Origin of the sequence: Pantoea sp. Taur (assembly GCF_009830025.1) — a bacterium.
GTDB classification, from domain to species: domain Bacteria; phylum Pseudomonadota; class Gammaproteobacteria; order Enterobacterales; family Enterobacteriaceae; genus Pantoea; species Pantoea communis.
Window position 1 is genome coordinate 316,567 of the sequence record NZ_SZZZ01000002.1, and the last position, 26,631, is coordinate 343,197.

22 protein-coding genes and 1 pseudogene are annotated in these 26,631 nt (G+C 54.6%); 11 read left to right on the plus strand and 12 right to left on the minus strand.

Annotated elements, in window-relative coordinates; translation table 11 throughout:
- Window positions 1-867 carry an HTH-type transcriptional activator RhaR gene (gene rhaR, locus FD744_RS03835; RefSeq protein ID WP_058962076.1) on the plus strand — a complete coding sequence of 289 codons (867 nt, stop codon included), beginning with the start codon at window positions 1-3 and terminating at the stop codon, window positions 865-867.
- A gap of 44 nt (window positions 868-911) precedes the next feature.
- Here the strand turns inward: rhaR and rhaT are convergent, their stop codons facing one another.
- The gene (rhaT, locus tag FD744_RS03840; RefSeq protein ID WP_034831194.1) at window positions 912-1,949 is read right to left on the minus strand and encodes an L-rhamnose/proton symporter RhaT; all 1,038 of its coding nucleotides are present in this window, start codon (window positions 1,947-1,949) and stop codon (window positions 912-914) included.
- Window positions 1,950-2,315: 366 nt separating this feature from the next.
- Between rhaT and FD744_RS03845 the strand changes: the two genes are divergently transcribed.
- The 3 genes from FD744_RS03845 (at window position 2,316) to aldA (ending at window position 4,387) form a co-directional block, all read left to right on the plus strand.
- A complete protein-coding gene (locus FD744_RS03845; RefSeq protein ID WP_034831195.1) occupies window positions 2,316-2,639 on the plus strand; it encodes a hypothetical protein in 324 nt (107 codons plus the stop codon).
- Window positions 2,640-2,653: 14 nt separating this feature from the next.
- Window positions 2,654-2,752 carry a YoaK family small membrane protein gene (locus tag FD744_RS03850; protein WP_141399000.1) on the plus strand — a complete coding sequence of 33 codons (99 nt, stop codon included), beginning with the start codon at window positions 2,654-2,656 and terminating at the stop codon, window positions 2,750-2,752.
- Window positions 2,753-2,950: 198 nt separating this feature from the next.
- Window positions 2,951-4,387 (plus strand): aldehyde dehydrogenase, encoded by a 1,437-nt coding sequence (aldA, locus tag FD744_RS03855; RefSeq protein ID WP_160867375.1) that lies wholly within the window; start codon window positions 2,951-2,953, stop codon window positions 4,385-4,387.
- Window positions 4,388-4,550: 163 nt separating this feature from the next.
- On the opposite strand, the gene FD744_RS03860 is transcribed toward aldA, so the two are convergent.
- Together FD744_RS03860 and FD744_RS03865 are read right to left on the minus strand one after the other, a co-directional pair.
- Window positions 4,551-5,825, minus strand: coding sequence for an MFS transporter (locus FD744_RS03860; RefSeq protein ID WP_160867376.1), 1,275 nt, complete (start codon window positions 5,823-5,825; stop codon window positions 4,551-4,553).
- A complete protein-coding gene (locus tag FD744_RS03865) occupies window positions 5,822-7,243 on the minus strand; it encodes a M20 family metallopeptidase (RefSeq protein ID WP_160867377.1) in 1,422 nt (473 codons plus the stop codon). The genes FD744_RS03860 and FD744_RS03865 overlap by 4 nt, the downstream gene beginning before the upstream one ends.
- Window positions 7,244-7,391: 148 nt before the next feature.
- Here FD744_RS03865 and FD744_RS03870 point away from each other — a divergent pair, with 148 nt between their 5' ends.
- Entirely contained in the window at window positions 7,392-8,318 is a 927-nt protein-coding gene (locus FD744_RS03870; RefSeq protein ID WP_160867378.1) for a LysR family transcriptional regulator, read from the plus strand.
- Between the two features lie 54 nt (window positions 8,319-8,372).
- Here the strand turns inward: FD744_RS03870 and FD744_RS03875 are convergent.
- Window positions 8,373-9,967: pseudogene (locus FD744_RS03875) on the minus strand (ABC transporter substrate-binding protein).
- Window positions 9,968-10,080: 113 nt separating this feature from the next.
- On the opposite strand from FD744_RS03875, the gene pepT reads away from it, so the two are divergent.
- Window positions 10,081-11,307, plus strand: coding sequence for a peptidase T (gene pepT / locus FD744_RS03880; RefSeq protein ID WP_160867379.1), 1,227 nt, complete (start codon window positions 10,081-10,083; stop codon window positions 11,305-11,307).
- A gap of 176 nt (window positions 11,308-11,483) precedes the next feature.
- On the opposite strand, the gene FD744_RS03885 is transcribed toward pepT, so the two are convergent.
- Window positions 11,484-12,263: a transporter substrate-binding domain-containing protein gene (locus FD744_RS03885; RefSeq protein ID WP_058962084.1), complete on the minus strand. Its 780-nt coding sequence runs from the start codon at window positions 12,261-12,263 to the stop codon at window positions 11,484-11,486.
- A gap of 14 nt (window positions 12,264-12,277) precedes the next feature.
- Entirely contained in the window at window positions 12,278-13,444 is a 1,167-nt protein-coding gene (locus FD744_RS03890; RefSeq protein ID WP_160867380.1) for a methionine aminotransferase, read from the minus strand.
- A gap of 126 nt (window positions 13,445-13,570) precedes the next feature.
- Here FD744_RS03890 and FD744_RS03895 point away from each other — a divergent pair, with 126 nt between their 5' ends.
- On the plus strand, window positions 13,571-14,452 hold the full coding sequence (locus tag FD744_RS03895; RefSeq protein ID WP_160867381.1) for a LysR substrate-binding domain-containing protein: 882 nt from the start codon (window positions 13,571-13,573) through the stop codon (window positions 14,450-14,452).
- Here the strand turns inward: FD744_RS03895 and FD744_RS03900 are convergent.
- Entirely contained in the window at window positions 14,410-16,086 is a 1,677-nt protein-coding gene (locus tag FD744_RS03900) for a methyl-accepting chemotaxis protein (protein ID WP_034830905.1), read from the minus strand. The two genes, FD744_RS03895 and FD744_RS03900, sit on opposite strands and share 43 nt — an antisense overlap.
- Before the next feature lie 213 nt (window positions 16,087-16,299).
- Window positions 16,300-17,817 (minus strand): carboxylesterase/lipase family protein, encoded by a 1,518-nt coding sequence (locus tag FD744_RS03905; protein WP_160867382.1) that lies wholly within the window; start codon window positions 17,815-17,817, stop codon window positions 16,300-16,302.
- A gap of 192 nt (window positions 17,818-18,009) precedes the next feature.
- On the opposite strand from FD744_RS03905, the gene FD744_RS03910 reads away from it, so the two are divergent.
- Window positions 18,010-18,444: a DoxX family protein gene (locus tag FD744_RS03910; RefSeq protein WP_034830906.1), complete on the plus strand. Its 435-nt coding sequence runs from the start codon at window positions 18,010-18,012 to the stop codon at window positions 18,442-18,444.
- 69 nt (window positions 18,445-18,513) lie between these two features.
- On the opposite strand, the gene FD744_RS03915 is transcribed toward FD744_RS03910, so the two are convergent.
- Window positions 18,514-19,851, minus strand: coding sequence for a VOC family protein (locus FD744_RS03915; RefSeq protein WP_160867383.1), 1,338 nt, complete (start codon window positions 19,849-19,851; stop codon window positions 18,514-18,516).
- An 88-nt stretch (window positions 19,852-19,939) separates the two neighbouring features.
- A complete protein-coding gene (locus tag FD744_RS03920; RefSeq protein WP_160867384.1) occupies window positions 19,940-21,274 on the minus strand; it encodes an aromatic acid/H+ symport family MFS transporter in 1,335 nt (444 codons plus the stop codon).
- A gap of 310 nt (window positions 21,275-21,584) precedes the next feature.
- Here FD744_RS03920 and FD744_RS03925 point away from each other — a divergent pair, with 310 nt between their 5' ends.
- Complete coding sequence (locus FD744_RS03925) at window positions 21,585-22,505, plus strand: LysR substrate-binding domain-containing protein (protein WP_160867385.1); 921 nt, start codon at window positions 21,585-21,587, stop codon at window positions 22,503-22,505.
- On the opposite strand, the gene smrA is transcribed toward FD744_RS03925, so the two are convergent.
- On the minus strand, window positions 22,506-23,072 hold the full coding sequence (gene smrA, locus FD744_RS03930) for a DNA endonuclease SmrA (protein ID WP_034830911.1): 567 nt from the start codon (window positions 23,070-23,072) through the stop codon (window positions 22,506-22,508). It abuts the gene before it with no gap.
- Window positions 23,073-23,368: 296 nt separating this feature from the next.
- Here smrA and FD744_RS03935 point away from each other — a divergent pair, with 296 nt between their 5' ends.
- Both FD744_RS03935 and uspE read left to right on the plus strand, forming a co-directional pair.
- Window positions 23,369-24,121, plus strand: a complete 753-nt coding sequence (locus FD744_RS03935) for an FNR family transcription factor (protein ID WP_034830913.1) — start codon at window positions 23,369-23,371, stop codon at window positions 24,119-24,121.
- A 118-nt stretch (window positions 24,122-24,239) separates the two neighbouring features.
- A complete protein-coding gene (gene uspE, locus FD744_RS03940; protein ID WP_034830915.1) occupies window positions 24,240-25,196 on the plus strand; it encodes a universal stress protein UspE in 957 nt (318 codons plus the stop codon).
- A 46-nt stretch (window positions 25,197-25,242) separates the two neighbouring features.
- On the opposite strand, the gene pntB is transcribed toward uspE, so the two are convergent.
- The gene (gene pntB, locus FD744_RS03945; RefSeq protein WP_034830917.1) at window positions 25,243-26,631 is read right to left on the minus strand and encodes a Re/Si-specific NAD(P)(+) transhydrogenase subunit beta; all 1,389 of its coding nucleotides are present in this window, start codon (window positions 26,629-26,631) and stop codon (window positions 25,243-25,245) included.

Sequence of the window (26,631 nt, forward strand, 5' to 3'; positions counted from 1 at the left end):
ATGTCGCTGATTTTGACGCGCGAAGACTATTTCCCGGCCACCAATCTGCCGATTGCGGTGGCCGAACGCATGCCTCAACCCTCCTTCCCCCCGCATCGTCATGAATTCAGTGAAATTGTGATCGTCTGGCGCGGCAACGGCTTGCACGTGCTCAACGATCGCCCGTGGTTGATTACCTGCGGCGACGTGTTCTATATCCGCGACAATGATTGCCACAGTTATGACAGCGTCAACGATTTGGCGCTGGATAACATTCTTTACTGCCGCGATCGCTTTCGTCTGAGTCTGGACTGGAGCCAGCTGCTGCCCCCGCAGGACGATGATGCACCAAGCTGCTGGCGCTTAACCACGCGCGGCATGGCGCTGGCGCGTGGCGTGATCAGCCAGCTCGAGCGGGAGAGCCGTAAAAGCGATTCGTTGTCGATCCAGCTCTCTGAAGCGCTGTTCCTGCAGCTGGCGTTGATCTTGCGCCGCCATGGTTATGCCGCCGACCGTCCATGGGCGCTGCCGGAGGGTGAACAGCTTGATTTACTGATGTCTGCCTTACAGGGTGCACTGCACCGCCCATTCGACCTGGCCCATTTTTGCCAGCAAAATGAATTAAATGAGCGTGCACTGAAGCAGCTGTTTCGTCAGCAAACCGGCATGACGGTGGGACACTATTTGCGGCAGCTACAGCTGTGCCAGGCAAAATATTTGTTGCGCACCCAGGATTGTTTAATCAGTGAAGTGGCCGCGCGCTGCGGCTTTGATGATAGCAATTACTTCTCGGTGGTGTTTACGCGGGATACCGGTTTGACACCCAGTGCCTGGCGCCAGCGTTTTCTTCCTCAGCACGCCTCACTGAGCGATAAAATAAAAGCCTGACGCACCTTGCCGTGCGTCAGGCTTGTTCTAAAGCGGCTAATTCATTAGCCGTTGGCCATGCCCAATCCCACGATGTTGGCTGCGATGATGATCACCACACAACCCAACGACAGCACGCGCACCGGGCGCTGCCCCACCGCTTTCCACTCTTTCAACACCAAGCCGACTAAACCGCCGCACAGTACATACAGGCTCATGTGCAGCATCCAGCTGACAAAGTCGTATTGCGCAGGGATTTTCGCGTGGCCCCAGGCGTAGAAGAAGAACTGCAGATACCACATGGTGCCGCCGAGCACGGCGAAGGCCACGTTGGCGATCAGCATCGGTTTCGCCACTGAGAAGTCACGGCGCACCGACAGTTCGGGTTTGATCGCCAGACGGATAAAGCAATAGGCCAGATTGACCAGCGCACCACCGCCCATGATCACCACATAGCTGGGTAAGGCCACGTACAGCGGATTGATACCCAGATTGGCTGCCGCTTCATGCATCGGTTTCGCCGCATCCATCGCGAAAGACATCCCGGCGGAGAAGATGCCGCACAACACCGCCAACACCAGTCCTTTCTTGAGATTAAACTCTTCCGCATTGATGCCGAGTGCACGCTCTTTCAACAAACCGGCACGTGAAACGATCGCCACACCCACCAACGCCACCAGTACGCCTAACAACGTCATTCGTCCGCCCGGCGAGCTGAACAGCTCTACAAAGCGTCCCTGCAACAGCGGCGTCATCAAGGTGCCCACCACGAGGGTGATACCGATGGCAATACCAATGCCCATCGACATGCCGAGATAACGCATGGTCAGGCCATAGTTGATATTTCCGACGCCCCACATGGCACCAAACAGAAACACCGGCAGCAGCTGCGAGAAGCTAAAACTACCGTAATACGCCCAGAAGTTGGGCAGCAGCACGGCACTGACCGCCCATGGCAGAATCAGCCATGACATCACGCCGCCCACTGACCACATTGTTTCCCATGACCACTTTTTTACCTGCTTAAACGGAGCATAAAAACATGCGGCACTGGCGGCACCCACCAGATGCCATAAAATACCGGCAAGAATGGCACTGTTCATTGTTATTCCTTCGTAAGGTTGAGGCCCACAGGAAACCGATAGTTTCCCGATTAGCAGCAGTCTACGGTGCGCAGCTTTTCTTCAGCCTTTGGATGGCTGCCGGAAAGCGCGCGCTGCTGGCAAAATTCGGCGGGTCTTCAACATGAGGATCACAAAATCGCATTTGCAGGCAACATTCTGACTGATTTCTATAAGTGACTTATTATTGAGGATATTTTTTATTTTTGTTGTGTTGATCGACACAGTTTTTGACTGACTGCCAGCCTGCTGTTTAACATGGCAGTCACGCAAAGCCGCCCGATGAGCTTTCCCCCACGTGGCGAATTCCGTATAACGTTGGAAAAATCATCGCAACGAAGGAATGAGATGAATAGCAAAAGGTTGACGCTGCTGTTGTCGCAGCCGGTGAGCCGCGTGATGCTGGATGATATCCGCGCCATTGTGCCGCCTCAGGCGTTGAACGTTTTCATTAATGGATTAGATGAAGAGCGTTACGCCACACTTGACTGCATCCAGAGCGAAGAGAACTGCGCCCTGCTGGCTTCGGCCATCGTAGTGTGGCGTCAACTCGGGCATGTTCACCGCATTCGGTATCAGAAAGGCGAACACCTGCGCGAGGTGGATGACGCCAGCCAATTCCAGCTGTTCAGTATGATGAAAACCCATCGCGCCATTGTTCAACTCGCTTAACGATCAGGATAATTATGAAAATCGGACTGCTCTTCCCTATTGCCATCATCATTGCTGGCGTCAGTTTCCTCGCCTGGTTTATCGCCAGCGGCGCGGCGGTGCCGGGCTCCTGATATTTTTGCTGAAAAGGATGATTAGCTAACACGCTGAATACGCGGCATTTCATCAGGAATGCTGCGTCTATCGTACCGTTCTTCCCTTCTCTGCCATCTCATCATCCGCTCTGGCACTGACAAAAAGGTGCTACACCTTGATCTGTTTCACTCTTCTTTCACACCCTGATAACGAAACCGATCGCGGAGACCCTACAGATGACAACACACCATCAACATTACATTAATGGCGCGTTTGTAAACGATCAGAACGACAAGTGGATTGAAGTGATTAACCCCGCAACGGAAGCGCTGCTGTCTCGCGTGCCTGAGGGCACTCAGCAAGATGCGGCGCAGGCGATTGCGGCGGCAGAAGCAGCACAGCCCGGCTGGGAAGCCTTACCCGCAGTAGAACGCGGCAACTGGTTGCGTAAAATTGCCGCCGGTATTCGCCAGCGTGAACCCGAATTGACGGCCACGATTGTGGCGGAAGGCGGTAAAACGCAGGGGCTGGCGCAAACTGAAGTGCTTTTCACCGCCGATTATCTGGATTACATGGCCGAATGGGCGCGTCGTTATGAAGGTGAAATCGTCAATAGCGATCGTCCAAATGAAAATATCTTTGTATTTAAGAAAGCCATCGGTGTCACCACCGGTATCCTGCCGTGGAATTTCCCCTTCTTCCTGATTGCGCGTAAAGCCGCTCCGGCGCTGATTACCGGCAACACTATTGCCATCAAACCCAGTGAGCTCACCCCTAACAACGCGGCGATTTTCGCGCAGATTGTGCATGAGATTGGCCTGCCGAAGGGCGTGATCAACTTTGTGTTTGGTTATGGTCCTGAAGTCGGTCAGGAGCTGGCGGCGAACCCGAAAGTCGGTTTGGTGAGCCTGACCGGCAGCGTCGGCGCGGGCATTGCCACCATGCAAGCCGCAGCGAAAAATGTCACCAAGGTGTCGCTGGAACTCGGCGGCAAAGCCCCCGCGATTGTCATGGATGATGCGGACCTGGATCTCGCTGTGAAGGCGATTGTCAGCTCACGCGTGATCAACACCGGACAGGTGTGCAACTGTGCGGAACGCGTGTATGTCCAGGAAGGCATTTATGATCGCTTTATCACCGCTCTGACTGCCGCAATGAAGCAGGTGAAGTTTGGCAATCCGGCCGAACAAACCGATATCGACATGGGCCCGCTGATCACCGCCGCCGCGCTGGAACGCGTGGAGCAGAAAGTCGCCAAAGCAGTGTCTGAAGGCGGAAAAGTAGTGCTGGGCGGCAAACGCGCCGGTGATAAAGGGTTCTACTTCGAACCGACGATTATTACCGGTGTGCGTCAGGAGATGGAGATCATGCGTGAAGAGATCTTTGGTCCGGTATTACCAGTGATGACCTTTAAAACCCTTGATGAAGCCGTCGCGCTGGCTAACGATTGTGAATATGGCCTGACCTCTTCGATCTACACGCAAAATCTGAACACGGCGATGATTGCGCTGCGTCAGCTGAAATTCGGTGAGACCTACATCAATCGCGAGAACTTCGAGGCGATGCAAGGATTCCATGCGGGCTGGCGCAAATCGGGTATCGGTGGTGCGGATGGACGTCACGGACTGGAAGAGTATCTGCAGACCCATGTGGCGTATTTGCAGTTCTCCTGAGTGAAATACCCGGCTGAATAGGTTACCAGCCAGGTATCGTCATGAGGTGAAGTCGCGCCATCACTGGCGCATTTCATGAGGCTGCGCAATGGAATGCGCAGCTCCGGTATGCCTAAGCTCTTCGCCTTTAGATAGGGGGCAAAGCTAATCCGCTAAACCGCCTTTAAGCGATGCGCTTCTGGCTGCGTAGCAAGGCTAATCCACTCAGTACCGACATCGCCATCAGGTAATAACCGGGTGCCAGGCTGGTGCCGGTGGCAGTGATCAGCAGCGTACAAATCAGCGGTGCAAAACCACCAAACACCGTTACCGCGACGTTATAGCTGATCGCCATCCCACTGGCGCGAGTACCAATTGGGAACAAGTCGGCCATCACCGACGGTACCGTCGAGAAATAGATCGATTTCAGCAGCGCCATCCAGCACACCAGGATTATCAAGGTGGTCGGCGTGGTGTGATTCACCACCAGCTTAAACGCCGGATAAATGGTGACGATAAGCATGATCAGAGAACCCCACATCAACGGCACGCGACCAACACGCTCTGCCAGTAAGCCCATCAGCGGCGTCACCACCGTCAGGATCACCCCTGCCAGCAAGGTCGCAGTGAACGCGGCGGAACCTGGCAGATGCAGGTTTTTGGTGGCGTAAGTTGGCACGTAGTTGAGCATGTAGTTTACTGCGGTGGAGATCACCATCAGGCCAATCGCCAGCAGCATCAGCTCCTTCTGACGCCCGAACAGACGTTTCAGCGGTGCGGCCTCCGGCGCTTGCGCTTCAAAACTGGCAGGCTCATGCACATGGCGGCGGATGTAGATCCCCAACGGACCAATCAGCAGACCGAAGGCAAACGGGATACGCCATCCCCAATCCTGAATCTGGCTCTCCGTGAGGATCTGCGTCAACCCCAATCCAAACGCCGAGGCCAGCAGCGTACTCGCGCCTTGCGTGGCAAACTGCCAGCTGGCGATAAACGCCCTGCGCTCCGGGAAATGCTCGACCAGAAACGCCGTTGAGCTACCGAATTCGCCACCCGCAGAGAAACCCTGCACCAGACGCGCCAGCAGAATCAGCAACGGCGCAATCAAACCAATAGTGCCATAGCTCGGCATAAAGGTGATCACCGCGCCGCCCAGCATCATCAGGTTAATGGATAGCAGCAGCGCCTTTTTACGCCCGTGGCGGTCGGCATAGTTACCCAGCACAATCGCGCCTAACGGACGAATCAGGAAGGAGACGCCGAAGCTACCAAAGGTCAGCAGCAAAGAGACCGAGGGATCGCTGGTGGGGAAGAACGCATGGGCAATGTAGCTGGCAAAGAAGCCGTACACCGCAATATCAAACCACTCCAGTGCATTACCGATACAGGTGGCAAACAGCGTTTTGTGCAGATTTGGTTTGGTGCTGCTCAATGGGGCAGCCGTGTTAATCGTACTCATGCAGCACCTCCTGCGTGCAGACGGTGTTTAGCCACCAGTTCGCTGCCCTGCTCGCCCAAATCCCACAGCAGTCGGGTCATAATTTGCAGACCTTCACGCGCAATCGACTTCAGCATATGTTCGTTGACGCCATGCTGACCGCAGGCCGGGTAGGAGTGCGGCACCCACAAGGTTGGCAGGCCGAGAATGTCTGAGAACACTTCGTTGGGCAGTGAACCGCCCAGATTCGGCAGCAGCGCCGGTTTTTTGCCGCTGGTCTCTGCCATACTCGCCAGCACCCAATCCACCAGCGGATCGGTAGGATCGAGTCGCGTCGCCGGTGAGCCGCGCATAAACTCCACTTTTACGTAGCCAAAACCGTGCTGCGCCAGGTGCTCGCTAACATGCTGTGCCAGGTTTTCCCAATCGGTACCGACCACAAAGCGCAACTGGCACACCGCCGTGGCTTCACCGGGAATGGCATTCATCGGACGCGCAGGATTGCCGGTCAGGAACGCGAGGACTTCCAGTGTATTCCAGCCGTAGAGTCTTTCTGTCGGAGAAAGCGTCGGCTCGCCCCAGGTGGGATCAATCTCTGGATCGCCTGGCATCCCGCCCACTTCGATGTCGCTGAGGATGTCGCGCACTTGCTGAGTGAGAGAGTCAGGTTTCAGCGCCTCAACCTGCAGCACGCCCTTTGCGTTCACCAGGCAAGCAATGGCGTTGGCCAGCTGCGTGCCTGGATTAGTCAATAAACCGCCCCAGTTACCGGAGTGGTAGGCATTGTCACGCGCATTAACGGTGAGACGGAAGTTCACCGCACCCCGGGAACCAAGGAACAAGGTTGGACGCACGGCATTGAGACGCGGACCGTCAGATGCGATAAACAGATCGGCTTTCAGCAGTTCTGCATGATGCTTACACAGCTGAGCCAGACCCGGTGAGCTGATCTCCTCACCCATCTCAAACAGCATTTTGCAGTTGAATCCGAGTCGTCCACCACGTGCTTTAAATACCTGCTCCAGAGCAGCAAGGTTAACGCAGTGCTGGCCTTTGTTATCCGCGCTGCCGCGTGCGTACCAGCGATCGCCTTCTTCCACCAACTGCCACGGCGATAGGCCTTCGCGCCAGTTTTCGTCATCGCCGAACACCACATCGCCGTGGCCGTAGCTCAGTAAGGTCGGCAGTGACGGATCTTCGATGCGCACCGCCACCAGGAACGGGCGATGAGCGGCTTCAGGGTTCTCGATAAAGTGCAGCGTAAACCCCAGTGCGATCAGCTGAGGGCCAATTTCATCCTGCAAGTAACGCTGTAATTCGTTGTCGCGATCCTGGCGCTGGCTTTCGGTGCGCTGTGCCACGCGTCGGGCCAGTGTTTCCTGAAATTCCCCGCTGTCGAACCAGGCGGTGGCTTGTTGTACCGCTTCTTGAGCTGTCATGTTTGCATGTCTTTTATTGGTATTTTGGTTTTGTCATCTTTGCGGAAACCTTGCTTTGCCACAATTATCAATTTATCGAGTATGATTTGCTTTTTTGGCAAAGCTCCGCTGCCCGATTTCGAGGCATGCACCAGCATGAGGCATTCGCATGATAAGCAACGAGATCCGCTATTTTCTGGCTGTCGCCAATACCGGTTCGCTCAGCGCGGCCAGTGAACAGCTGTTTGTGGCGGTGTCGGCCATCAGCAGGCAGATCCAGCGACTGGAAAATCAGGTCGGCGTACCGCTGTTCGATCGCCATGCGCGCGGTATGGTGCTGAATGAAGCCGGTGAAATTTACGCCCATCACGTGCGCAAAAATATGCTGGAGATGGAATACGCGCTGGCAGAAATCAAAGGATTAAAGGCCGTACGACGCACGCTGATTCGCGTGGCCTGTACCGATGGGCTGGCCTTTACGCTGCTGCCGCGCATGATTGCCGCCTTCCGTGAGGATAACCCCGGCGTGCTGTTTGATATCAAAGTGGCGAGTACGCAAGGTGTCGCGGAGCTACTGCGCAGTGGTGAATGCGATCTGGCACTGCAATTCAGCTTGCACGCTGAACGCGGCGTGGAGGTGATCGGTTCATGGCCTGCCCCGGTGCTGCTGGTCATGCATCAGAGCCATCCGCTGGCGAGCGCACCACACGTGACCCTGAACGATGTCAGCCACTATCCGCTGGCGTTGCCGCAACAAAACACCACGGTGCGCCAGCTGTTTGAGCTGGCGAGTCACATGAGCGGCAATCTGATTGAACCGGTGATCACCTGCGATACCTTCTCAACGCTGTTCCACTTCCTGCTGCGTACACCGCTGGCCCTGACCATTTGCAGCGCCTTTACCGTGCTGCAAGAGGCGGAAACGCACGGCTTGATATTACGTTCTGTCGGGATTGATCAGTTGAGTCAGCGCAACTTGCAGCTACAGGCGCAGTCAGGGCGACCTCGCAGTGCCGCTCTGAATGTGTTTATGACGTTTTTACTGCAGCAAATGAACGCGCTGGAAGAGCCGTTACGTCAACGCTGGAAGCCTTAATCGTCAGGATGTTGGCAATCTAGCGGGCCGCCTTTGGATTGCCCGCTGCCATCATCAATCCTTAATATCGACCGGATAGAAAATGTGTTTGCCAAACGGATCGACGGTATATCCGCTCACCGTTTTGCGTACCGGCTCGAAAATTGTCGAATGGGCGATCATCACGGCAGGCACCTGGTCATGCATCATCTGCTGCGCTTCGCGATACAGGGTGACGCGCTTGTCATGGTTTTGCTCAGCACGTGCTTCGGTGATGATCTTCTCAAACGGCTGATAGCACCATTTGGAGGAGTTGGAACCGCCGTTTGCCGAGGTGCAGCTGTAGAGCGGGCCGAAGAAGTTATCCGGATCGCCAGTCGCCGTGGTCCAGCCCATCAGCGCCGCCTGATGCTCGCCGCCCTTCACGCGTTTAAGGTATTCACCCCACTCATAACTGACGATGTTGGCTTTAATGCCCACCTGCGCCCAATCGGCCTGAATCATCTCTGCCATTCGTCGCGCATTCGGGTTGTAAGGACGCTGTACCGGCATTGCCCACAGTGAGATTTCGGTGCCGGATTTTATGCCCGCTTCCTGCAGCAACGCTTTGGCTTTCTGCGGATCGTAATCGTAGTCTTTCAGATCCTTGTCGGCGCTCCAGACATCAGGCGGCAGAATATTTTTCGCCACCGTGCCAGTGCCTTTGAAAATCGCGTCAATTATCGCCTGCTTGTTAATGGCCATCGCCAGCGCCTGGCGGACTTTAACGTTATCCAGTGGCGCTTTAGTGGTGTTGAACGACAGGAAACCGGTGTTGAGTCCCGATTTCTGTTCCAGCGTCAGGTCAGGATTGGTGCGCATTTTTTCCAGATCGGCCGGATTAGGGAACGGCATAATCTGGCACTCGTTTTTTCCAGCTTGGCATAGCGCACTGAGGCATCTGGGGTGATGGAAAAGACAATGCGATCCAGTTTCGCTTTGCCCTGCCAGTAATCCGGGAAGGCTTTGTAGAGAATGCGGGAGTCTTTTTGATATTGCACCAGCTCAAATGGCCCGGTGCCGATCGGCTCCATGTCCACTTTCTCTGGCGTACCGGCCTTCAGCATCTGATCGGCATACTCCGCAGAGTGAATGGAGGCGAAGTACCAGGCCAAATCCGCGAGGAACGGCGCTTCCGCATGCGCCAGCGTGATGCGCACCGTATTGTCATCCACTTTCTCTATATTCTTGATCAGCTTCGCCAGTTCCAGGCTATCGAAATTGCTGTAGTTGCCACCGGAGACGTTGTGGTAGGGGTTTTTGGGATCCATCTGACGCATAAACGAGAAGATCACATCATCGGCATTCAGGTCGCGCGAGGGTTTAAACAGTTTGTTGCTTTGGAATTTAACCCCTTTGCGTAAGTGAAACGTGTATACCGTGCCGTCCGGGCTGATATCCCAGCTTTCAGCCAGGCTTGGCACCAGTTCTGTGGTGCCGGGCTTGAAGTCTACCAAGCGATTGAAAATCGGCACTGCGCTGGCATCCACACTGGTTCCCGAGGTGTACAGCTGTGGGTTGAAATTCTCAGGCGAACCTTCAGAACAGTAAACCAGCGTTTTTGCCGATACCCCGCCTGCTACCGCTAAACACAACGCGCTGAGTGTGAACTTTGCCATCATCTTTTTCATTGTGATCCTCGTTTTTGTTGACTTCCATGAGCCCGCATCGGTATGTATTGATAAATAACACGATTTATCCGAGGTGTGTAATGCACATCGCGCAAAGCTAATAAGGAAATGTGATGACAGAACAACTCGCGCGCCAACTGACCCAACGTTTTTACCGTTATCTGGCGGTTTCCAGCCAGAGCGATGCTAAATCCACCACGCTGCCCAGCACCCCTTCACAACATGCGATGGCGGAGCTGCTGGCGCAGGAACTGCGTGAGCTTGGGCTACAGGATATCGTCATCGATCAGCATGCCACGGTGACCGCAGTAAAACCGGGCAATCGGCCTGATGCACCGCGCATTGGCTTTATTACCCATATCGACACGGTTGACGTGGGTTTATCACCGGATATCCACCCGCAAACCCTGACGTTTAACGGCGATGATTTGTGTCTGAACGCGCAGCAGGATATTTGGCTGCGCGTGGCGGAACATCCGGAGATCGCTCCCTATCACGGCCAGGAGATTATTTTTAGCGATGGCACCAGCGTGCTCGGCGCCGATAATAAAGCGGCGGTGACGGTGGTCATGACGCTGATGGAAAACCTCAAAGGCGATCATGGCGACATCGTGGTGGCATTTGTGCCGGATGAAGAGATTGGATTGCGCGGCGCCAAAGCGCTGGATTTGGAGACACGCTTTAACGTTGATTTTGCCTGGACTATCGACTGCTGTGAGCTGGGCGAAGTGGTGTATGAGAACTTCAATGCGGCGGCGGCGGAACTGGTGTTTACCGGCGTGCCGGCGCATCCGATGTCCGGTAAAGGCGTGCTGGTGAATCCGCTCCTGATGGCGCACGACTTTATTTCACGTTTCGATCGCCTGGCCACGCCAGAACATACCGAAGGACGCGAAGGCTATATCTGGTTTAACGATATCAATGCCAACGCCAGCCGTGCGGTGTTGAAAGCCTCGATTCGCGACTTTGATTTACAGGGATTCGATCAGAAAAAACAGCAGTTGGTGGAAGTCGCGGATGAGATCGCCGCGCTTTATCCTACCGGGCATGTTTCACTCACCATTAACGATACCTACAGCAACATCAGCAATGCGATTGGGGAAGACCGTCGTGCGATTGACTTGATATTTGCGGCGCTCGAACAAGTGAGTGTGGAGCCGAAAGTGATCCCGATGCGCGGCGGCACAGACGGTGCGGCTTTATCGGCCAAAGGATTGCTGACACCGAACATCTTTACCGGTGCACACAATTTCCATTCACGCTTTGAGTTTTTGCCGGTGCCCTCGTTTGTGAAATCCTATCAGGTGGCCGAAGCGCTGTGTTATCTGGCGGCGAAATAAGCAAGAACTTTACCGGCAGATCTTAATGCTGTCAGAGGCTCAGGGAGGGTCCGGCAACCGTTGGGAGGCAATGCCATCCACTTCGATGTAAACGAAAAAGGCTGCCATAGATGAACAATGGCAGCCTTAATTTAATCCGGTTTTAACGGCGCAGCGCGCCAGAGTGGCGCTTGATGTTATTTCGCTGCGGTCACGTCAATGCCAGGGAAGAATTTCGCCGCCAGCTTGGTGATGGTGCCGTCAGCCTGCACTTTCGTGATAGCCGCATCCAGTTCACCTTTCAGCTTGGCATCACCCTTGCGCAGGCCGAAACCGATTCCGGAACCGAGGATGGTGTCATCTTCAACCGGCTTGCCAACAAAGGCGAAACCTTTGCCCTGTGGCTTATCGAGGAAACCAGACTGACCCGCAGCTGACATCACCAGCGTGCCGTCAAGGCGGCCCGCCACCATGTCGTTATAAACCTGGTTCTGGTCCTGATAAGAGGTCACGGTCACGCCCTGCGGCTCCCAGTGCTTCTTAGCGTAAGTTTCCTGGATTGAACCCTGCAGCACGCCGATGTTTTTGCCTTTCAGCGACTCGGCCGTTGGCAGGACTTTCTCGCCCTCTTTCACGATCAGCATGGTCGGAATACGGTAGATGGGCTTGGTGAAATCGATGCTTTTGGCACGCGCTTCAGTGATGTTCATCGCCGAGTTGATCGCATCAAACTTTTTCGCCTGCAGTGCCGGGATCAGCGCATCAAAGCTGCTTTCCACCCACTTACAGTCGAATTTGCCAACTTCGCAAATCGCTTTACCCAGTTCGATATCAAAACCTTCCAGCTCGCCCTGTGCGTTGCGGCTTTCGAACGGTGGATATTGTGATTCCAGACCGTAGCGTAAGGTTTCCTGTGCCAGTGCGTGTGCAGAAGTCAGCATACCCAGCGCCACAAACAGTGCGTTTAACTTTTTCATTATTCTTCCCCTAATTACCCTTTAACCCGGCACAGCGCTTCCGCGCCAGCCTGCAGTGTTGCGTCGTCTTTCGCGAATGACAGGCGAATTAATTTATTGTCAGTGCCGTCCATATAAAACGCCGACAACGGAATGGTGGCCACACCGTGATCGACGATGAGACGTTTTACCATTTCACTGTCGCTTTCGTCACTGAAATGTCCGTAACTGGCCAACATAAAGAAGGAACCTGCGCTTGGCAGCAGCTTAAACGGCGAATCTTGCATCAATGACAGCAGGCGATCGCGCTTTTCCTGATAGAACGGTGACAGCTGCAGATAGTTTTGCGGATTCTGCAGATAGTGCGCAAAACCCACCTGCATTGGCGTATCGGCGGCGTACATCATGAACTGATGCACCTTCACAATTTCTTCCATCAACGCGGCCGGTGCCAGCGCATAACCGACGCGCCAGCCGGTGACGTGGAAGGTTTTGCCGAATGAAGACACGATCACGCTGCGCTGTGCCAGTTCCGGATGGGTTGCCATGCCGCAGTGGGCACGGCCATCAAACAGGATGTGTTCGTACACTTCGTCGGACAGTACCACGATATCCGTGTTGCGGGTTAAGGCCGCCAGCTGCTCCAAATCGGCTGGCGTCAGCACCTGCGCACTTGGGTTGTGCGGCGTGTTGATGATGATCATGCGGGTGCGCGGCGTGATGGTGGCACGCAGTTCATCCCAGTTGATCGCAAAATCCGGCACCTGCAACTTCAGGCCAATCGGGGTTGCGCCCTGTAAACGCACCACCGGCGCATAGCTGTCGAACGCCGGTTCAAAGAAGATCACCTCGTCACCAGGATGCACCAGCGCCGAAATCGCCATGTAAATACCCTGGCTGGCGCTGCCGGTAATCAGCACTTCGCTGCCCGCATCATAGCGCTGGCCATAAAGCGTCTCGACTTTTTCAGCCAGCGCTTCACGTAGCGCCGGTAAACCGGTCAGAGAGGCATATTGGTTATGACCTTCGCGCATGGCTTTACTGACCAGCTCCACCAGATGCGGATCGCACGGGAAGTTCGGCGCACCTTGCGACAGGTTGATGGCTTTATGTTGTGCTGACAGCTGGCCGATGACGCTGAAAATCGTCGTGCCGACATCGGGCTGTTTGGAAGAGATGTTAACACTGCTATTCAAGGCCATCGTTGCTCCACAAGGTTGCATAACCACGTAAGGAAAGTAGATTTCTATTCAACGGTGAGACGCTTGAGTCGACAAGCGAATTGTTGTCATAATAGCCATGATTAAAAATCATAGCTTGAGGTCGTTATGTCCCGCTCCGCCCTGCCGTTGAATGCCATCCATGCTTTTCTGGTCACCGCACGCCATCTCAACCTGACACGTGCCGCCAGCGAATTATGCATTACGCAGGGTGCGGTGAGCCGTAAAATCGCCACGCTGGAAACTTGGCTGGGATTTCCCTTGTTTGCACGTCATGCGCGTGGTCTGCATCTTACCGAGCAAGGCGCGGCGCTGTTGCCCGAACTGCAACAAGGTTATGCCATGCTGGTGAATGCCACCGAGAAAGCCAGCCGCAGCAATGCCTCAATTCGCCTGAAAGCGCCCACCTGTGCCATGCGCTGGCTGGTGCCGCGTTTAGTGGCGCTGGAACAACAGCGCCCGGAAATCCATGTGGCACTGACCACCACGCTGGACCACGCTTCACAGCTGGAAAATTATGATGCGGCGATTGTGTTTGGCACGCCGCCTGCCGGTTCCATTCGTTTATTTGATGAGCGACTGACACCGGTCCTGGGCAGCAACATCACGCCACCCGTGGGCATCGGCGATTTGGCGAGGTTTACTTTTCTGCATCCCACCAATGATTCCCGCGACTGGCAAATGTGGCTGGCGGATCAAGCGGCCACTGTGCCGATGGCACGCAATCAGCACTTTGCGACTATGGATCTGGCCATCAGCGCAGCGATTCAGGGCTTTGGTGCAACGGTGGCAGATGTGACACTGGTGCAAAATGATTTGGCGAATGGTCGCTTGATTGCCCCGTTTGCCAACAGCGTGGCCACCGGGGCAGCGTACAGCCTTTTACAGTGCGCAGAACAGGATGCGCCACCGTTCCTGCCGGATCTGGTGGCGTGGTTGTGTCAGCCTCAGAATGAAACCCACTCATCGGCGCTGGCCGACTTCGATTGAGCGACAGGCGTACTGGTTAACAGCGGACGGCGCAGAACGGTGCTGGCTGGCGCGGCCTGAGCTTTACCTAACGGCGCACTGTCCGACAGACGGAATTTCGCGACAGAAGCCTGCAACTCTTCCGTTTGACGCTCCAGCGCACTGGCCGCCGCAGAAACCTGCTCCACCAGCGAGGCGTTCTGCTGAGTCACGCTGTCCATTTCCGTGACGGCGGTGCCAACTTGCGAAATGCCCTTGCTCTGCTCTTCGGAGGCGGCCGCGATGTGCTTCATGATCTCATTCACATCCTGCACCGACTTCAGAATATCGTTCATGGTGCTGCCTGCGCTGCTGACCAACGCAGAGCCCTTATCCACGCGCTGGACGGAATCTTCAATCAGCGTGGCGATCTCTTTCGCCGCCCCGGCACTGCGCTGTGCCAGATTACGCACTTCACTGGCCACGACCGCAAAACCACGGCCTTGTTCGCCCGCACGCGCGGCTTCAACGGCGGCGTTAAGCGCCAGGATGTTGGTCTGGAAAGCAATGCTGTTGATCACGTTGGTAATCTCAGCGATTTTCTTTGAACTGCCGGAAATGCCCTGCATGGTGGTGACCACTTCCCCTACCAGACGGCCGCCCTGCTGCGCGGTGCCGGTAGCCGTTTCTGCCAGTGAACTGGCCTGACGGGCGTTGTCGGCGTTGAATTTCACCGTTGCCGTGAGCTGCTCCATACTGGCCGCAGTTTGCTCCAGCGCGGCCGCTTGCTCTTCGGTACGGGAGGAGAGATCGTTGTTACCGGATGAGATTTCTGCCGCGCCACGATAGATATTCTCGGTTCCGCTGCGAATGGCGCTCACGGCTTCACGCAGGCTGTCCTGCATCGCACGCAGCAGCGGCACCAGTTTGCCAACACAGTTGCGGCCGAAATCTTCCACGGGCTGACTAAGATCGCCTTGGGCAATCACTGCAAAATGGTTACGTACGCGCTCCAGTGGTTTCACCAGCATCGCTACCAGATAACGGTCGGTGAACAGCAAAATCACCAGACCGAACACCACAGCAACCAAAATAATCACCTTAGTAATGTTGGTGAGTTTATCGACGGTGACACGGGTTTCATCCAGCTTAATGCCTGCGGCTTTATTAAACGCCTCCGCGCTGGTGCCAAAGGCGCGGCTGAGGGCGGGCGTCACGTTATTAGCCTGTGTGCGGTAAGCTTCAACGGTGCTCTGCTGTGCCAGCGACACCTGCGGCGCAATCCCCTCATCCAGCAATTTCTGCCAGCTGGCGATAACGCTGTTAACCGTTTCACTGTCCATCGGGCCGGGTGCCATCGCTTTGAATTGCACCAGCTGCGCTTTCATACTCTCCAGCGCCTGTTGCACCGGTGCGAAGGCATCCGCGCTTACTGCCGCGCCCGATGCACGCCCTTCCATCACGCGGGATAGACGCGTCACCACACGAAAATATTGATCGTTGCCTTTACTCAGTACCGTCATCTGATTAACCAGCTCACGGTCTATCTCATTCCCTTCGCCGAGGGCATTGAGCGAGTGCACGCTAAATAATCCGACACCGCACCACAGCAGGCAGAACAGCCCGAGAATAGTCAGCATGACGGCGCGAATAGTGAAGTTTTTTAAGATTCCCATACATAATCCCTTGGTGTGAAACGCGTAGGAGGCCCGATAAAATCGGGCATATTGCGTTTATCGGCAGTGGATTGGGAAAATGTAACGGTTTAATAAGCTAATTAATTGCTGTCTGCTTAAGCCGGATAGGAAATGTTATTACTGAAAATCAATGGATTAGACGAAAATTTGCCTTATAAATTCATTTGCGCAATTTCACTATTAGCCTGCTCATCAAAGCTTAACGTGACTGCGCATCAGCAGACGGAACAAACGCAGCCGCCCACGCATAAAACGTGCCTTCAACACCGCTTGCGGTTTACCCTGATCACCGAGGGCTAATGTCAGGTCTTCACGGGGACGCCACACCGGCCAGTCGATTTTGCCCTGTAGCCGATAGCTAAACTCACTGGCATCCCGGGCGAAGGTCACCCAATAGGTACTGACCATGTCGGCGAAGCGCTTGTCTGCGGCAGTGTAATCCCGTTCAGGCAGCGGTTTCAGTGAGGTCAGCGTGTTGAATACATAGGGGATTTCGTTGCCGTGCCAGGTGCCATGTGGATAGAGGTCGCGGGCATTCTCTGACACATAGTCGAACCAGTATCGCCAGGCAGGCATGCCAATACTGTGTTGAGACTGCGCCACCAGCAACGGGATCACGGTAAACGCCATGTCTCGCGCCACTGCCCGGCCCAGTAAGGTATCGTCGTGAATATCGTATAGCCATTTCATCAGGCCATAACTCAGGCGATTTTTGCGACGAATTTGTTGTAACACCGTTGCAGGATCAACACCAAAATAATCCAATACGCTGGCTTCATCACTGTTACTTCCCACCATCAACGGCACCCGATGCTGTTTACCGGCCATAAAGGTTTCGAGCATCGGTTTGGGGAGCACCGCATCACCGCTGATTGCCACCGGACCTAATCCCAGTGGACGTTGCAGCGGCCAGAATTGATCGGCAGGTAACTGACGAAGTTGTTCGGCAGAGGCGTGATCCGGCAGGCCAAAATGCGCTGCAACCTGTTTACCGATCTGTTGCGCCCTCCTGCGCGGCACATCCGGCAAGCTGTATGCACTCTGGACAATACCTTTGTGGAACAGCCCTTCAGCCAGCGGAGAACAGCACAAAGACAACACGCTGCGCGCCCCCGATGATTCGCCAAACAGTGTGATATTTTGGCGATCGCCGCCAAAGGCAGGAATATTGCGTTGAACCCATTGCAGCGCAGCGATTTGATCCAGCAAGGCAAAGTTATTTACCACCGCTTCTTGCGGGTATTCAGCATCCAGCGCCGGATGGGCGAAAAAGCCAAAATGGCCAAGACGATAATTGAGCGTGACCACTACGACGCCCTGCGCGGCTAAGGCTTTGCCGCGATAGGGATCAAGACTACCCGCGCCGATGGTAAAGCCTCCGCCGTGCAGCCACACCATCACCGGCAAGGGACGGGAGGGCTCAACGTCTGGGGTCCAGATATTCAGGTACAGACAATCCTCATTGAACCGGCCCGGATCGCCGCCACCCACTGCCACGCAATAATCCCGGTTTTGCCAGCTGGCATCACCCCATTGCGTGGCTTCACGTACTTCTTGCCAGTGTGCAACCGGCTGTGGCGGACGCCAGCGCAGTGCGCCCACAGGTGGCGCGGCGTAAGGTATTCCCTTGAAGACAAAAAGATCATCGTCAATCAGGCCTCTGAGTTCACCCTCTGCGGTCATGATCCTCAGACGTCGTTCGTTTTTCATCTCGGGTTCCCAGATCAAGCTTGGTTCCATTATTTGCAGGCCTTGAGCGAATGTCCATGTTCTGAAAGCATTTGCAGATTAAGCCGAATATGCTTTCGATCCATTGAACATCTCCATCAAATTATTTGGCTAACCCTGGCATGGCGAATTGCATTAAGGTTACAAGTTAACCTGGCGAGACGGAGAAGCGCGATGTTTGGTGGTATCAACCAGATGTTCAATCGGATGAGCGATCACCCGGACTTCGGTAAACTGCTGTTACGTCTGACGTTTGGCGGCCTGCTGTTATTTCATGGCGAATTCAAGGTGATGCATGGCGTCGACTGGATCGCTCATATGTTGGCCGTTAAAGGCATGCCAGGTTTCATCGCTTACGGTGCTTACATCGGGGAAATAGTGGCACCTGTCATGGTGATCATCGGTTTAATGACGCGCCCTGCGGCTTTCATTATTGCGGTGAACATGGTTGTTGCGACCTTGCTGGTAAAAATGGGCGCAGTCTGGCATCGCACAGATGTTGGCGCCTGGTCTCTGGAAACAGAGGCGCTTTATCTGCTGGGCGCACTCGCCATCATGTTCTTGGGTGCCGGGAAGTACACGCTGGTGCGTGATTCGCGCTTGCAATAAAAATCAAAAGAAATGAAGCCGGTCTGCTGAAGTGCTGATGCCACTTCACAGACCGGTTTTCTTATGCCCTTAACGTATCCCGCAAAGAGCCAGACTGCGCTGCTGCATCTGTTGATACAACGCCATCTCATCCTGCACCGCTGCACCTAACGCGGCTTCAAAATCCGCCCGGCTGGCATTGCCCGCGCTACGTGCGTGCGTTTCGTCGCCTAAATTAGACTGAAATATCCCCGCTGCGCTCACTGGCAGAAAATCTTCATACACTATCGGTTCTGCCAGCACGCGCCCTTCAGCAAGCAGTTGAACCAGAGTTTCTCCCGTTTGCGGAGGATGCTGGGTGCCCTTAGCAGTCAAACGATAGCGGAACCACGCCAGTTCCTGTTCGCGCAAGGTATCTTCATCATCTGGGAAATCGCGAAACACCGCGCTCAGATGCTGTTGATGATGCTGGTTATCACTGCCGGTGCCCGCTTCCGCCAACAGACGGTCGTAGAGTGTGCGGCCTTTGGGGGTTAGCGCCGCGCCGCGCTGTTCGATCTCACCAAAGCGCGCAGTATGTGTGCCGGGGGTGCCGTCATTAAAATGGACTGCCTCTTCCAGCGCTTTAAAGCTGGTTTGACGTAACAGAATCGGCACCTGACGTTGGGGGGGGCCCTCGATGAGGGTTTTAGGATCGATGCCGCGCGTGGGCATTAAGGTTTGCACGCGGTCAATATCCAGCGTGCGCGGCGTCAAATGGTTGATGTGGCACCCCTGGAAGCACACTACATCGGCGATTAATCGATGTTGCTGACTCAGTGCGCGGTAGGTCACGCTGTCCACAGTGGTGTGGGCATGCCAGCGGAAGGTCTCCAGCGCCTCTTTGACAAAAAGCGCCGCGTCCGCAGCGTTTAAACCGCCCTGCTGTTGGTGTTGCGCGATCAATGCGCGGCAACCCGGCGTGAAAATATCGCGCGCAGCTAAAATCGCGGCGGCTTTTTCTCTCAACGCGGCGTCATCAATCAGTTCAAGCCGTAACAGAGAGGTAAATACGCGGAACGGATTACGGCGCAATGCGCTGTCGGTGACCGGACGGAACGCGGTGGAGTGAACCGGCACGCCCGCCTGGGAGAGATCGTAATATCCCACCGGTTCCATCCCCATCACCGCAAACATCTGGCGCAGTGTGCTGAGTTCTTCTGCCGTTCCCACGCGAATCGCACCGTGACGTTCCACACTGAGTCGGTCCAGTTCATCGGCGGCGGCGAGACGGTTTTTTAAAGCGGGTTGTGCTTCCAGCGTACGTTCATTCACGGCCGTGACCAGTTGCGTCAGGGTGCCATATTGCGGCACTTCCTGCTGATACATACTGGACATCGCTTGTGAGAACAGCGTGCGAATCGCATCGCTGGTGAGAAAGTTTTCCATGGTCATCACCTCGGCGTTAAGGGTTGTTGCTAATGTAGATCAACCCTTTATCGCCGTGGAGGAATTTCGTGGAACTGTGATCGCCCTGTCACTCAGCCCGGTCTGACGGGTCACCAAAGCGACATTTCAGGGCCAGCATGATCGTGGTGAGCACCGCTGGAATCGCCAGCAACAGGAAGATTTGGCTGAACGACCACCCGAGCGAAAGAAGCTCTGCGCCGACAAAAGCACTCATAATTGCACCGACACGACCCACACCGTGCATCCAGCTGGAACCGGTCGCACGCGCGTGCGTAGGGTAATAGCTGGCGGACAGCGCATTCATGCCGGTATTGGCGCCGTTAAAGCAGAAGCCGCTAAAGAAGGCGATGGCACTCATTAATCCCACTTCCGCCGGGGAGAAGCCGAGCGCGACAATCGCAATGCCGCCACAGAAGTAGATCACCGCCAGCGCGATATTGGCATTAATGCGATCCATCAGCCAGCCCGCAAACAGCGAACCTACCGTGCCGCCCGCCTGGTACATCGCCGTGACGATAGCCGCTTCCGTCACCGACATTCCCAGCGTGTTGATCAGCGAGGGCATCCAGCTGCCAATCAGATAGACGAGGAACAGCCCCATAAAGTAGCCGCCCCATAACATCAGGCTGCCGAAGAGATATCGCCGGGAAACCACCGTCGCCACTGCGCCACGCCGCACGACAACCTGTTCAGTGGACTGGTAATGGCTGTTCGGCTCAACCACGCCAGGCAGCATGCGATCCAATATGGCATGTATACGTGCAGCAGGTGCGCGACGGCTAATCAGGAAGCGCACGGATTCCGGTAAGCCGCGCAGCAGGAAAGGCAAAACAATCAGCGGCAAGACGCCACCCATCAACATCACGGAGTGCCAGTCATAGCGAGGCAACAGCCAGGAAGCTGCAAATCCGCCCGATGCGGCACCAAAGGTGAAACCGCAGAACACCACGGTGATAATGAATGAACGTCGACGCTCTGGTGCATACTCTGCTACCAGCGTTCCAACGTTTGGCATGGCTGCACCGAGGCCAAGCCCGGTGAGAAAACGGAATAACATCATTTGATCGATGTTTTGCGCCATGGCGGTGGCCAGCGTCCACAAGCCAAAAAAACCCACGCTGAGCAGTATCATCACACGCCGCCCGTAGCGATCGGCCAATGGCCCTGCCACCATGGCACCTAAGGCCAGGCCAATCAGCGCAGCGCTGATCACCATGCCAAGCTGATGATTAGTGACGCCCCAACTGGCTTTCAATGTAGGAGCGATAAAGCCCATCAGCGCGATGTCCATGCCATCCAGCGCAACAACGATGAAGCACAGCGCAATCAGGCGTTTTTGCCAACGGCTAAGCGCACTCTGATTAATCAGCTGGCGAACATCTACGGCTTCAACGGTGGTCACGGATCAACTCCTGCACATTCATCGTTTAATCATCAGTTTTGGTAAAAAAAACGGCGCTAATGATAGCTCATCGTTAACAATAACGGGCAGGATTTTTAGGTGTAAGTGAGAATTATTCAAATTATGCGAGATTAAGCGATTGATATTGCAATAGGTGATAATTTTGCATTGGCGCTGACTTTCACTAATTCGATTTAAAACATCAGGTTAGCAATATCAGGGTTTTTGTTAATATAATTTTGCAGTGAAGTTAACATAATTCCAGTTTTCCCATTGCCGCCATCAGGTAAAAGTCATTATGTTTGAGGCTATGGACAAAAATTCCCTTTTCAATCAGCGCATTCGCTTGCGCCATTTACACACCTTTGTTGCGGTCGCGCAGCAAGGCACGCTGGGGCGCGCGGCAGAGACACTCAATCTCAGCCAGCCTGCGCTCTCAAAAACCCTGAATGAGCTGGAAGATCTGGCTGGCGCGCGTCTGTTTGAACGTGGTCGTCTCGGTGCCCAGTTAACGACGCTCGGCGAGCAATTTCTTGTCCATGCGGTAAAAGTGCTGGATGCGCTTAACCATGCAGGCCAAAGCTTTAACGCCCCACAACCCGGCCGACCGGTCGTGATTCGCCTCGGCGCGCTCACCACAGCGGCAATGGGTATGCTGCCACAGATTCTCGATCGCTTTCACGAGCAACAACCGAACACCACGGTACAAGTGGCGACATTACATAATAATGTTCTGCTGGCCGGGTTGCGCGCGGGTGAGTTTGATATTGGCATTGGGCGCATGGCCGACAGTGAAATGATGGCGGGTCTGAGTTATGAATTGCTATTCCTTGAGTCGCTTAAACTGGTGGTACGTCCGGAACACCCGCTCCTCAGTGACAACGTCACGTTATCGCGCGCGATGCAGTGGCCGGTGGTGATATCGCCGGAGGGCACCGCCCCGCGTCGTATCGCTCAACATATGCTGGACGAGCAAGGTTGTGCGCTTCCCGCTAATTGTGTTGAAACCTCATCCACTTCGCTGGCGCGTCAGTTGGCCCTGCGTTATGACTATGTGTGGTTTGTCCCCTCAGGCGCCATCAAGGAAGACCTTAGCCACAATGCCGTTATTGCACTGCCGATTAACTCCCCTGGGCCGGGAGAGCCGGTGGGGATTATCACCCGCAGCGGCAGTCATCTCAGCCTGAGTGCCGAAGTGTTGCTGGCGACCATTCGCAAATTTCACACCTGATTAGCGACTGCGTTTGGCGTGGCGCTCACGATTATCCAGCCGCGCCTGATCCGTTTTTCTTAAACTGACATACAATGCCCCGGCACCTCCGTGCTGGGGCTGCGCCACGCAAAAGCTTTGCACCTCGTCAAACTGCGTCAGCCAGCGTGCCAGATAACTGCGTACGATATTGGCATGGGCTTCATCATCACGGCCTTTACCGTGGATAATCAGCAGATTGCGTAGCCCCTGCTTGCGTGCCTGCAGCATGAAACTGAACAATGACTTTCGACAGGTTTCTATCGGCTGACGCAGCAGGTTCAGGCTGGCGTCCAGGGAATATTTCCCCAGCCGCAACTTATCCAACACACCTTGTTGAATCCCTTCTGTTTTGTATTCCAGCGGAGTCGTCAGCGGGATGATGTCGAGAAAGCCCCGCGTGAGGAAATTTTCCTGTTCGTCATTGGCTTGCGTCGGGCGCGGCGCTTTGGTCGAAGGGGAACGCAACCATTGGGTATTGGCACAATCTTTCAGTGGCGTCACATCGCCCATGGCATCCCGGAAAAGGTCTTCATCGTCTAGGTTCATGGTGTTTTCTCACGCCTGGTGGTTTGCTGAGCGCAAGTTGCCGCTCAAAAACAAAATAGTAGCAAAGGATTTTTGGCATCACATCTGTCACTTTTTGCGCTGAGACAAGTTGTGACCAGATGTAAATATGGCAACAAAACGTTCCAGGTCAAAAAATAATGTCAGGCAAACCTTGCGCAAACTCAGGTATACCCTACGTTAGTGGGGGTTTAAGGGGAATTACTGCTCGGATGAGTTCCCTTAACGCGTAAAAATGTTAAAATTGACGGCAGTCAATAATCATCGAGCGTACCTATATGATCCCGGAAAAACGCAGCATTCGACGTATTCAGTCTGGCGGTTGTGCCATTCACTGTCAGGATTGCAGTATCAGCCAGTTGTGTATCCCTTTCACACTGAACGAGCATGAGCTGGATCAGCTGGACAATATCATTGAGCGCAAAAAGCCGATTCAGAAAGGTCAGACGTTGTTCAAAGCCGGTGATGAACTGAAATCGCTTTACGCTATCCGCTCCGGCACCATCAAAAGTTATACCATTACTGAACAGGGTGACGAGCAGATTACCGGCTTCCATCTGGCAGGGGACTTAGTGGGCTTTGATGCGATTGTCGGCGCGCACCACCCGAGTTTTGCTCAGGCGCTGGAAACAGCGATGGTGTGTGAAATTCCTTTCGAAACTCTCGACGATCTCTCCGGTAAAATGCCGGCACTGCGCCAGCAGATGATGCGTCTGATGAGCGGTGAGATTAAAGGCGATCAGGATATGATCCTGCTGCTCTCCAAGAAAAACGCGGAAGAGCGTCTGGCGGCCTTTGTCTGGAATTTGTCACGCCGCTTTGGTCAACGTGGCTTCTCACAACGCGAATTCCGCCTGACCATGACGCGTGGTGACATTGGTAACTACCTGGGACTAACCGTAGAAACCATTAGCCGTCTGCTGGGCCGCTTCCAGAAAAGTGGCATGCTGGCCGTTAAAGGCAAATATATCACTATCGAGAACCATGCGTTGCTGGCAGAACTGGCGGGTCAGACTGAACAAGCTGCGTGATTCTATGCCGGGTCGATAAATGTTAGTTTATTGATCCGGCAACAACTTTTCCCCTTCTGCCCTGCGCCAACTTAGGCTATCTTTAATCCAACTTGCTTTGGTTTGAGGAGATTGCCTTATGTCCCGGTACCAAAATATTCTGGTGGCGATTGACGCCCAACAGGACGATCAACCCGCGCTGCGTCGTGCGGTGTATCTGAATCAACGTATCGGCGGAAAAATCAAAGCTTTCCTGCCTATCTACGACTTCTCCTATGAAATGACCACCTTGTTGTCGCCTGATGAGCGATCCAACATGCGTAAAGGTGTGATCAGTCAGCGTACTGAATGGATTCGTCAACAGGCCCACGCCTATCTTGAGGCCGGTGTTGATATTGAAATTAAAGTGGTGTGGCATAACCGCCCTTATGAAGCGATCATTCAGGAAGTGATGGCGCACCAGCACGACCTGGTGTTGAAAATGGCCCATCAGCACGATCGCCTGGAAGCAGTGATTTTTACCCCGACAGACTGGCATCTGCTACGCAAATGCCCCTGCCCGGTGTGGATGGTGAAAGATCAGCCGTGGCCGGAAGGTGGCAGAGCCGTTGTGGCGGTCAATCTGGCCAGTGAAGAGCCCCATCACGATGAATTAAACCAAAAGCTGATTCGTGAAACAGTGCTGCTGGCCGATATGGTCAATCACACAGAAGTGCACCTTGTCGGTGCTTATCCCATCACGCCAATCAATATCGCCATTGAACTCCCCGACTTTGACCCCAGCGTGTATAACGATGCGATTCGCGGACAACATCTGGTGGCGATGAAAGCGCTACGCCAGAAATTCTCCATCGGCGAAGAGTTTACGCATGTGGCAAAAGGCTTGCCGGAGGAAGTGATACCGGATATCGCCTCTCATCTGGAGGCGGGAATTGTGGTACTCGGCACCATCGGCCGCACTGGCCTTTCGGCCGCGTTCCTGGGGAATACCGCTGAGCAGGTTATTGATCATCTCCGTTGTGATTTGCTGGCAATCAAACCGGACGATTTCAAATCGCCGATTGATTATGACGATGAAGAAGACGAAGACGATTAAAACAACAAAGGCGACCAGATGGTCGCCTTTTTAATCGCACTACAGATTACAGCGCGCGCAGGATACCTTCTACACTCGCCTTTGCATCACCAAACAACATTTGCGTGTTGTCTTTGAAGAACAGCGGGTTCTGCACCCCGGCGTAACCGGTATTCATTGAACGTTTAAACACGATAACGTTCTGCGCTTTCCACACTTCCAGTACGGGCATACCAGCGATTGGGCTGCGCGGATCTTCCTGTGCCGCCGGGTTAACGGTGTCATTGGCACCGATCACCAGCACGGTATCGGTATCGCTGAAATCATCGTTAATCTCGTCCATTTCCAGCACCACGTCATATGGCACTTTGGCTTCCGCCAGTAACACGTTCATGTGGCCAGGCAAACGGCCAGCAACCGGGTGGATGCCGAAGCGCACTTTGATGCCACGCGCACGCAGTTTTTCGGTAATTTCCGCCACCGGGTACTGTGCCTGCGCCACTGCCATGCCGTAGCCGGGGGTGATGATCACTGACGTTGAGCCTTTCAGCAATTCCGCCGTGTCTTCTGCCGTGATTTCGCGATGTTCCCCCTCTTCTTCGCTCTCGCCACCGACACTCACATCGGTACCAAAACCACCGGCAATCACGCTAATGAACGAGCGGTTCATCGCCTTACACATAATGTAGGACAGGATGGCACCCGAAGAACCCACCAGCGCACCGGTGACGATCAGCAGGTCGTTGCTGAGCATAAAGCCCGCAGCCGCTGCCGCCCAACCGGAGTAGGAGTTGAGCATCGACACCACAACCGGCATATCCGCACCGCCAATCGACGCCACCAGATGCCAGCCGAACACCAGTGCAATCACCGTCATCAACAACAGCGCGACGACTTGTGAACCGGTGCTATTCGTCTGTACAAACCACAGCATCAGCAAGAAGGAAACCACCAGCGCTGCCAGGTTCATTTTATGACGATGCGGCAACATCAGCGCTTTTGAGGAAATCTTGCCACGCAATTTACCAAACGCCACGATAGAACCGGTGAAGGTCACCGCGCCGATAAAGATGCCGAGGAACACTTCCGTCAGATGGATATTTTCCATCACCGGCGCCAGTCCTGGTGCATGATCGATGTAGCTGTTGAAACCCACCAGCACCGCAGCCAAACCGACAAAGCTGTGCAGAATCGCTACCAGCTCTGGCATTTCAGTCATTTCGACTTTCTTCGCCAGACGCACACCGATTGCACCCCCGATCACCATCGCCAGCAGGATCCACGCCACGTTGCCGCTGTTGGGGCCGAAGATGGTCGCCAGCAGCGCAATCGCCATGCCGCTGACACCAAAGATGTTACCCTGCTTTGACGTCTCGTGTTTTGAGAGGCCAGCCAGGCTGAAAATAAACAGAATTGCGGCAACAATGTATGCTGCAGTCACTAATCCGCCAGACAT

Bases quoted from the DNA above. Each gene is read 5' to 3' on its own strand.
- rhaR (WP_058962076.1), top strand. From the start codon at position 1: ATGTCGCTGATTTTGACGCGCGAAGACTATTTCCCGGCCACCAATCTG.
- rhaT (WP_034831194.1), bottom strand. From the start codon at position 1,949: ATGAACAGTGCCATTCTTGCCGGTATTTTATGGCATCTGGTGGGTGCC.
- FD744_RS03845 (WP_034831195.1), top strand. From the start codon at position 2,316: ATGAATAGCAAAAGGTTGACGCTGCTGTTGTCGCAGCCGGTGAGCCGC.
- FD744_RS03850 (WP_141399000.1), top strand. From the start codon at position 2,654: ATGAAAATCGGACTGCTCTTCCCTATTGCCATCATCATTGCTGGCGTC.
- aldA (WP_160867375.1), top strand. From the start codon at position 2,951: ATGACAACACACCATCAACATTACATTAATGGCGCGTTTGTAAACGAT.
- FD744_RS03860 (WP_160867376.1), bottom strand. From the start codon at position 5,825: ATGAGTACGATTAACACGGCTGCCCCATTGAGCAGCACCAAACCAAAT.
- FD744_RS03865 (WP_160867377.1), bottom strand. From the start codon at position 7,243: ATGACAGCTCAAGAAGCGGTACAACAAGCCACCGCCTGGTTCGACAGC.
- FD744_RS03870 (WP_160867378.1), top strand. From the start codon at position 7,392: ATGATAAGCAACGAGATCCGCTATTTTCTGGCTGTCGCCAATACCGGT.
- pepT (WP_160867379.1), top strand. From the start codon at position 10,081: ATGACAGAACAACTCGCGCGCCAACTGACCCAACGTTTTTACCGTTAT.
- FD744_RS03885 (WP_058962084.1), bottom strand. From the start codon at position 12,263: ATGAAAAAGTTAAACGCACTGTTTGTGGCGCTGGGTATGCTGACTTCT.
- FD744_RS03890 (WP_160867380.1), bottom strand. From the start codon at position 13,444: ATGGCCTTGAATAGCAGTGTTAACATCTCTTCCAAACAGCCCGATGTC.
- FD744_RS03895 (WP_160867381.1), top strand. From the start codon at position 13,571: ATGTCCCGCTCCGCCCTGCCGTTGAATGCCATCCATGCTTTTCTGGTC.
- FD744_RS03900 (WP_034830905.1), bottom strand. From the start codon at position 16,086: ATGGGAATCTTAAAAAACTTCACTATTCGCGCCGTCATGCTGACTATT.
- FD744_RS03905 (WP_160867382.1), bottom strand. From the start codon at position 17,817: ATGAAAAACGAACGACGTCTGAGGATCATGACCGCAGAGGGTGAACTC.
- FD744_RS03910 (WP_034830906.1), top strand. From the start codon at position 18,010: ATGTTTGGTGGTATCAACCAGATGTTCAATCGGATGAGCGATCACCCG.
- FD744_RS03915 (WP_160867383.1), bottom strand. From the start codon at position 19,851: ATGGAAAACTTTCTCACCAGCGATGCGATTCGCACGCTGTTCTCACAA.
- FD744_RS03925 (WP_160867385.1), top strand. From the start codon at position 21,585: ATGGACAAAAATTCCCTTTTCAATCAGCGCATTCGCTTGCGCCATTTA.
- smrA (WP_034830911.1), bottom strand. From the start codon at position 23,072: ATGAACCTAGACGATGAAGACCTTTTCCGGGATGCCATGGGCGATGTG.
- FD744_RS03935 (WP_034830913.1), top strand. From the start codon at position 23,369: ATGATCCCGGAAAAACGCAGCATTCGACGTATTCAGTCTGGCGGTTGT.
- uspE (WP_034830915.1), top strand. From the start codon at position 24,240: ATGTCCCGGTACCAAAATATTCTGGTGGCGATTGACGCCCAACAGGAC.
- pntB (WP_034830917.1), bottom strand. From the start codon at position 26,631: ATGTCTGGCGGATTAGTGACTGCAGCATACATTGTTGCCGCAATTCTG.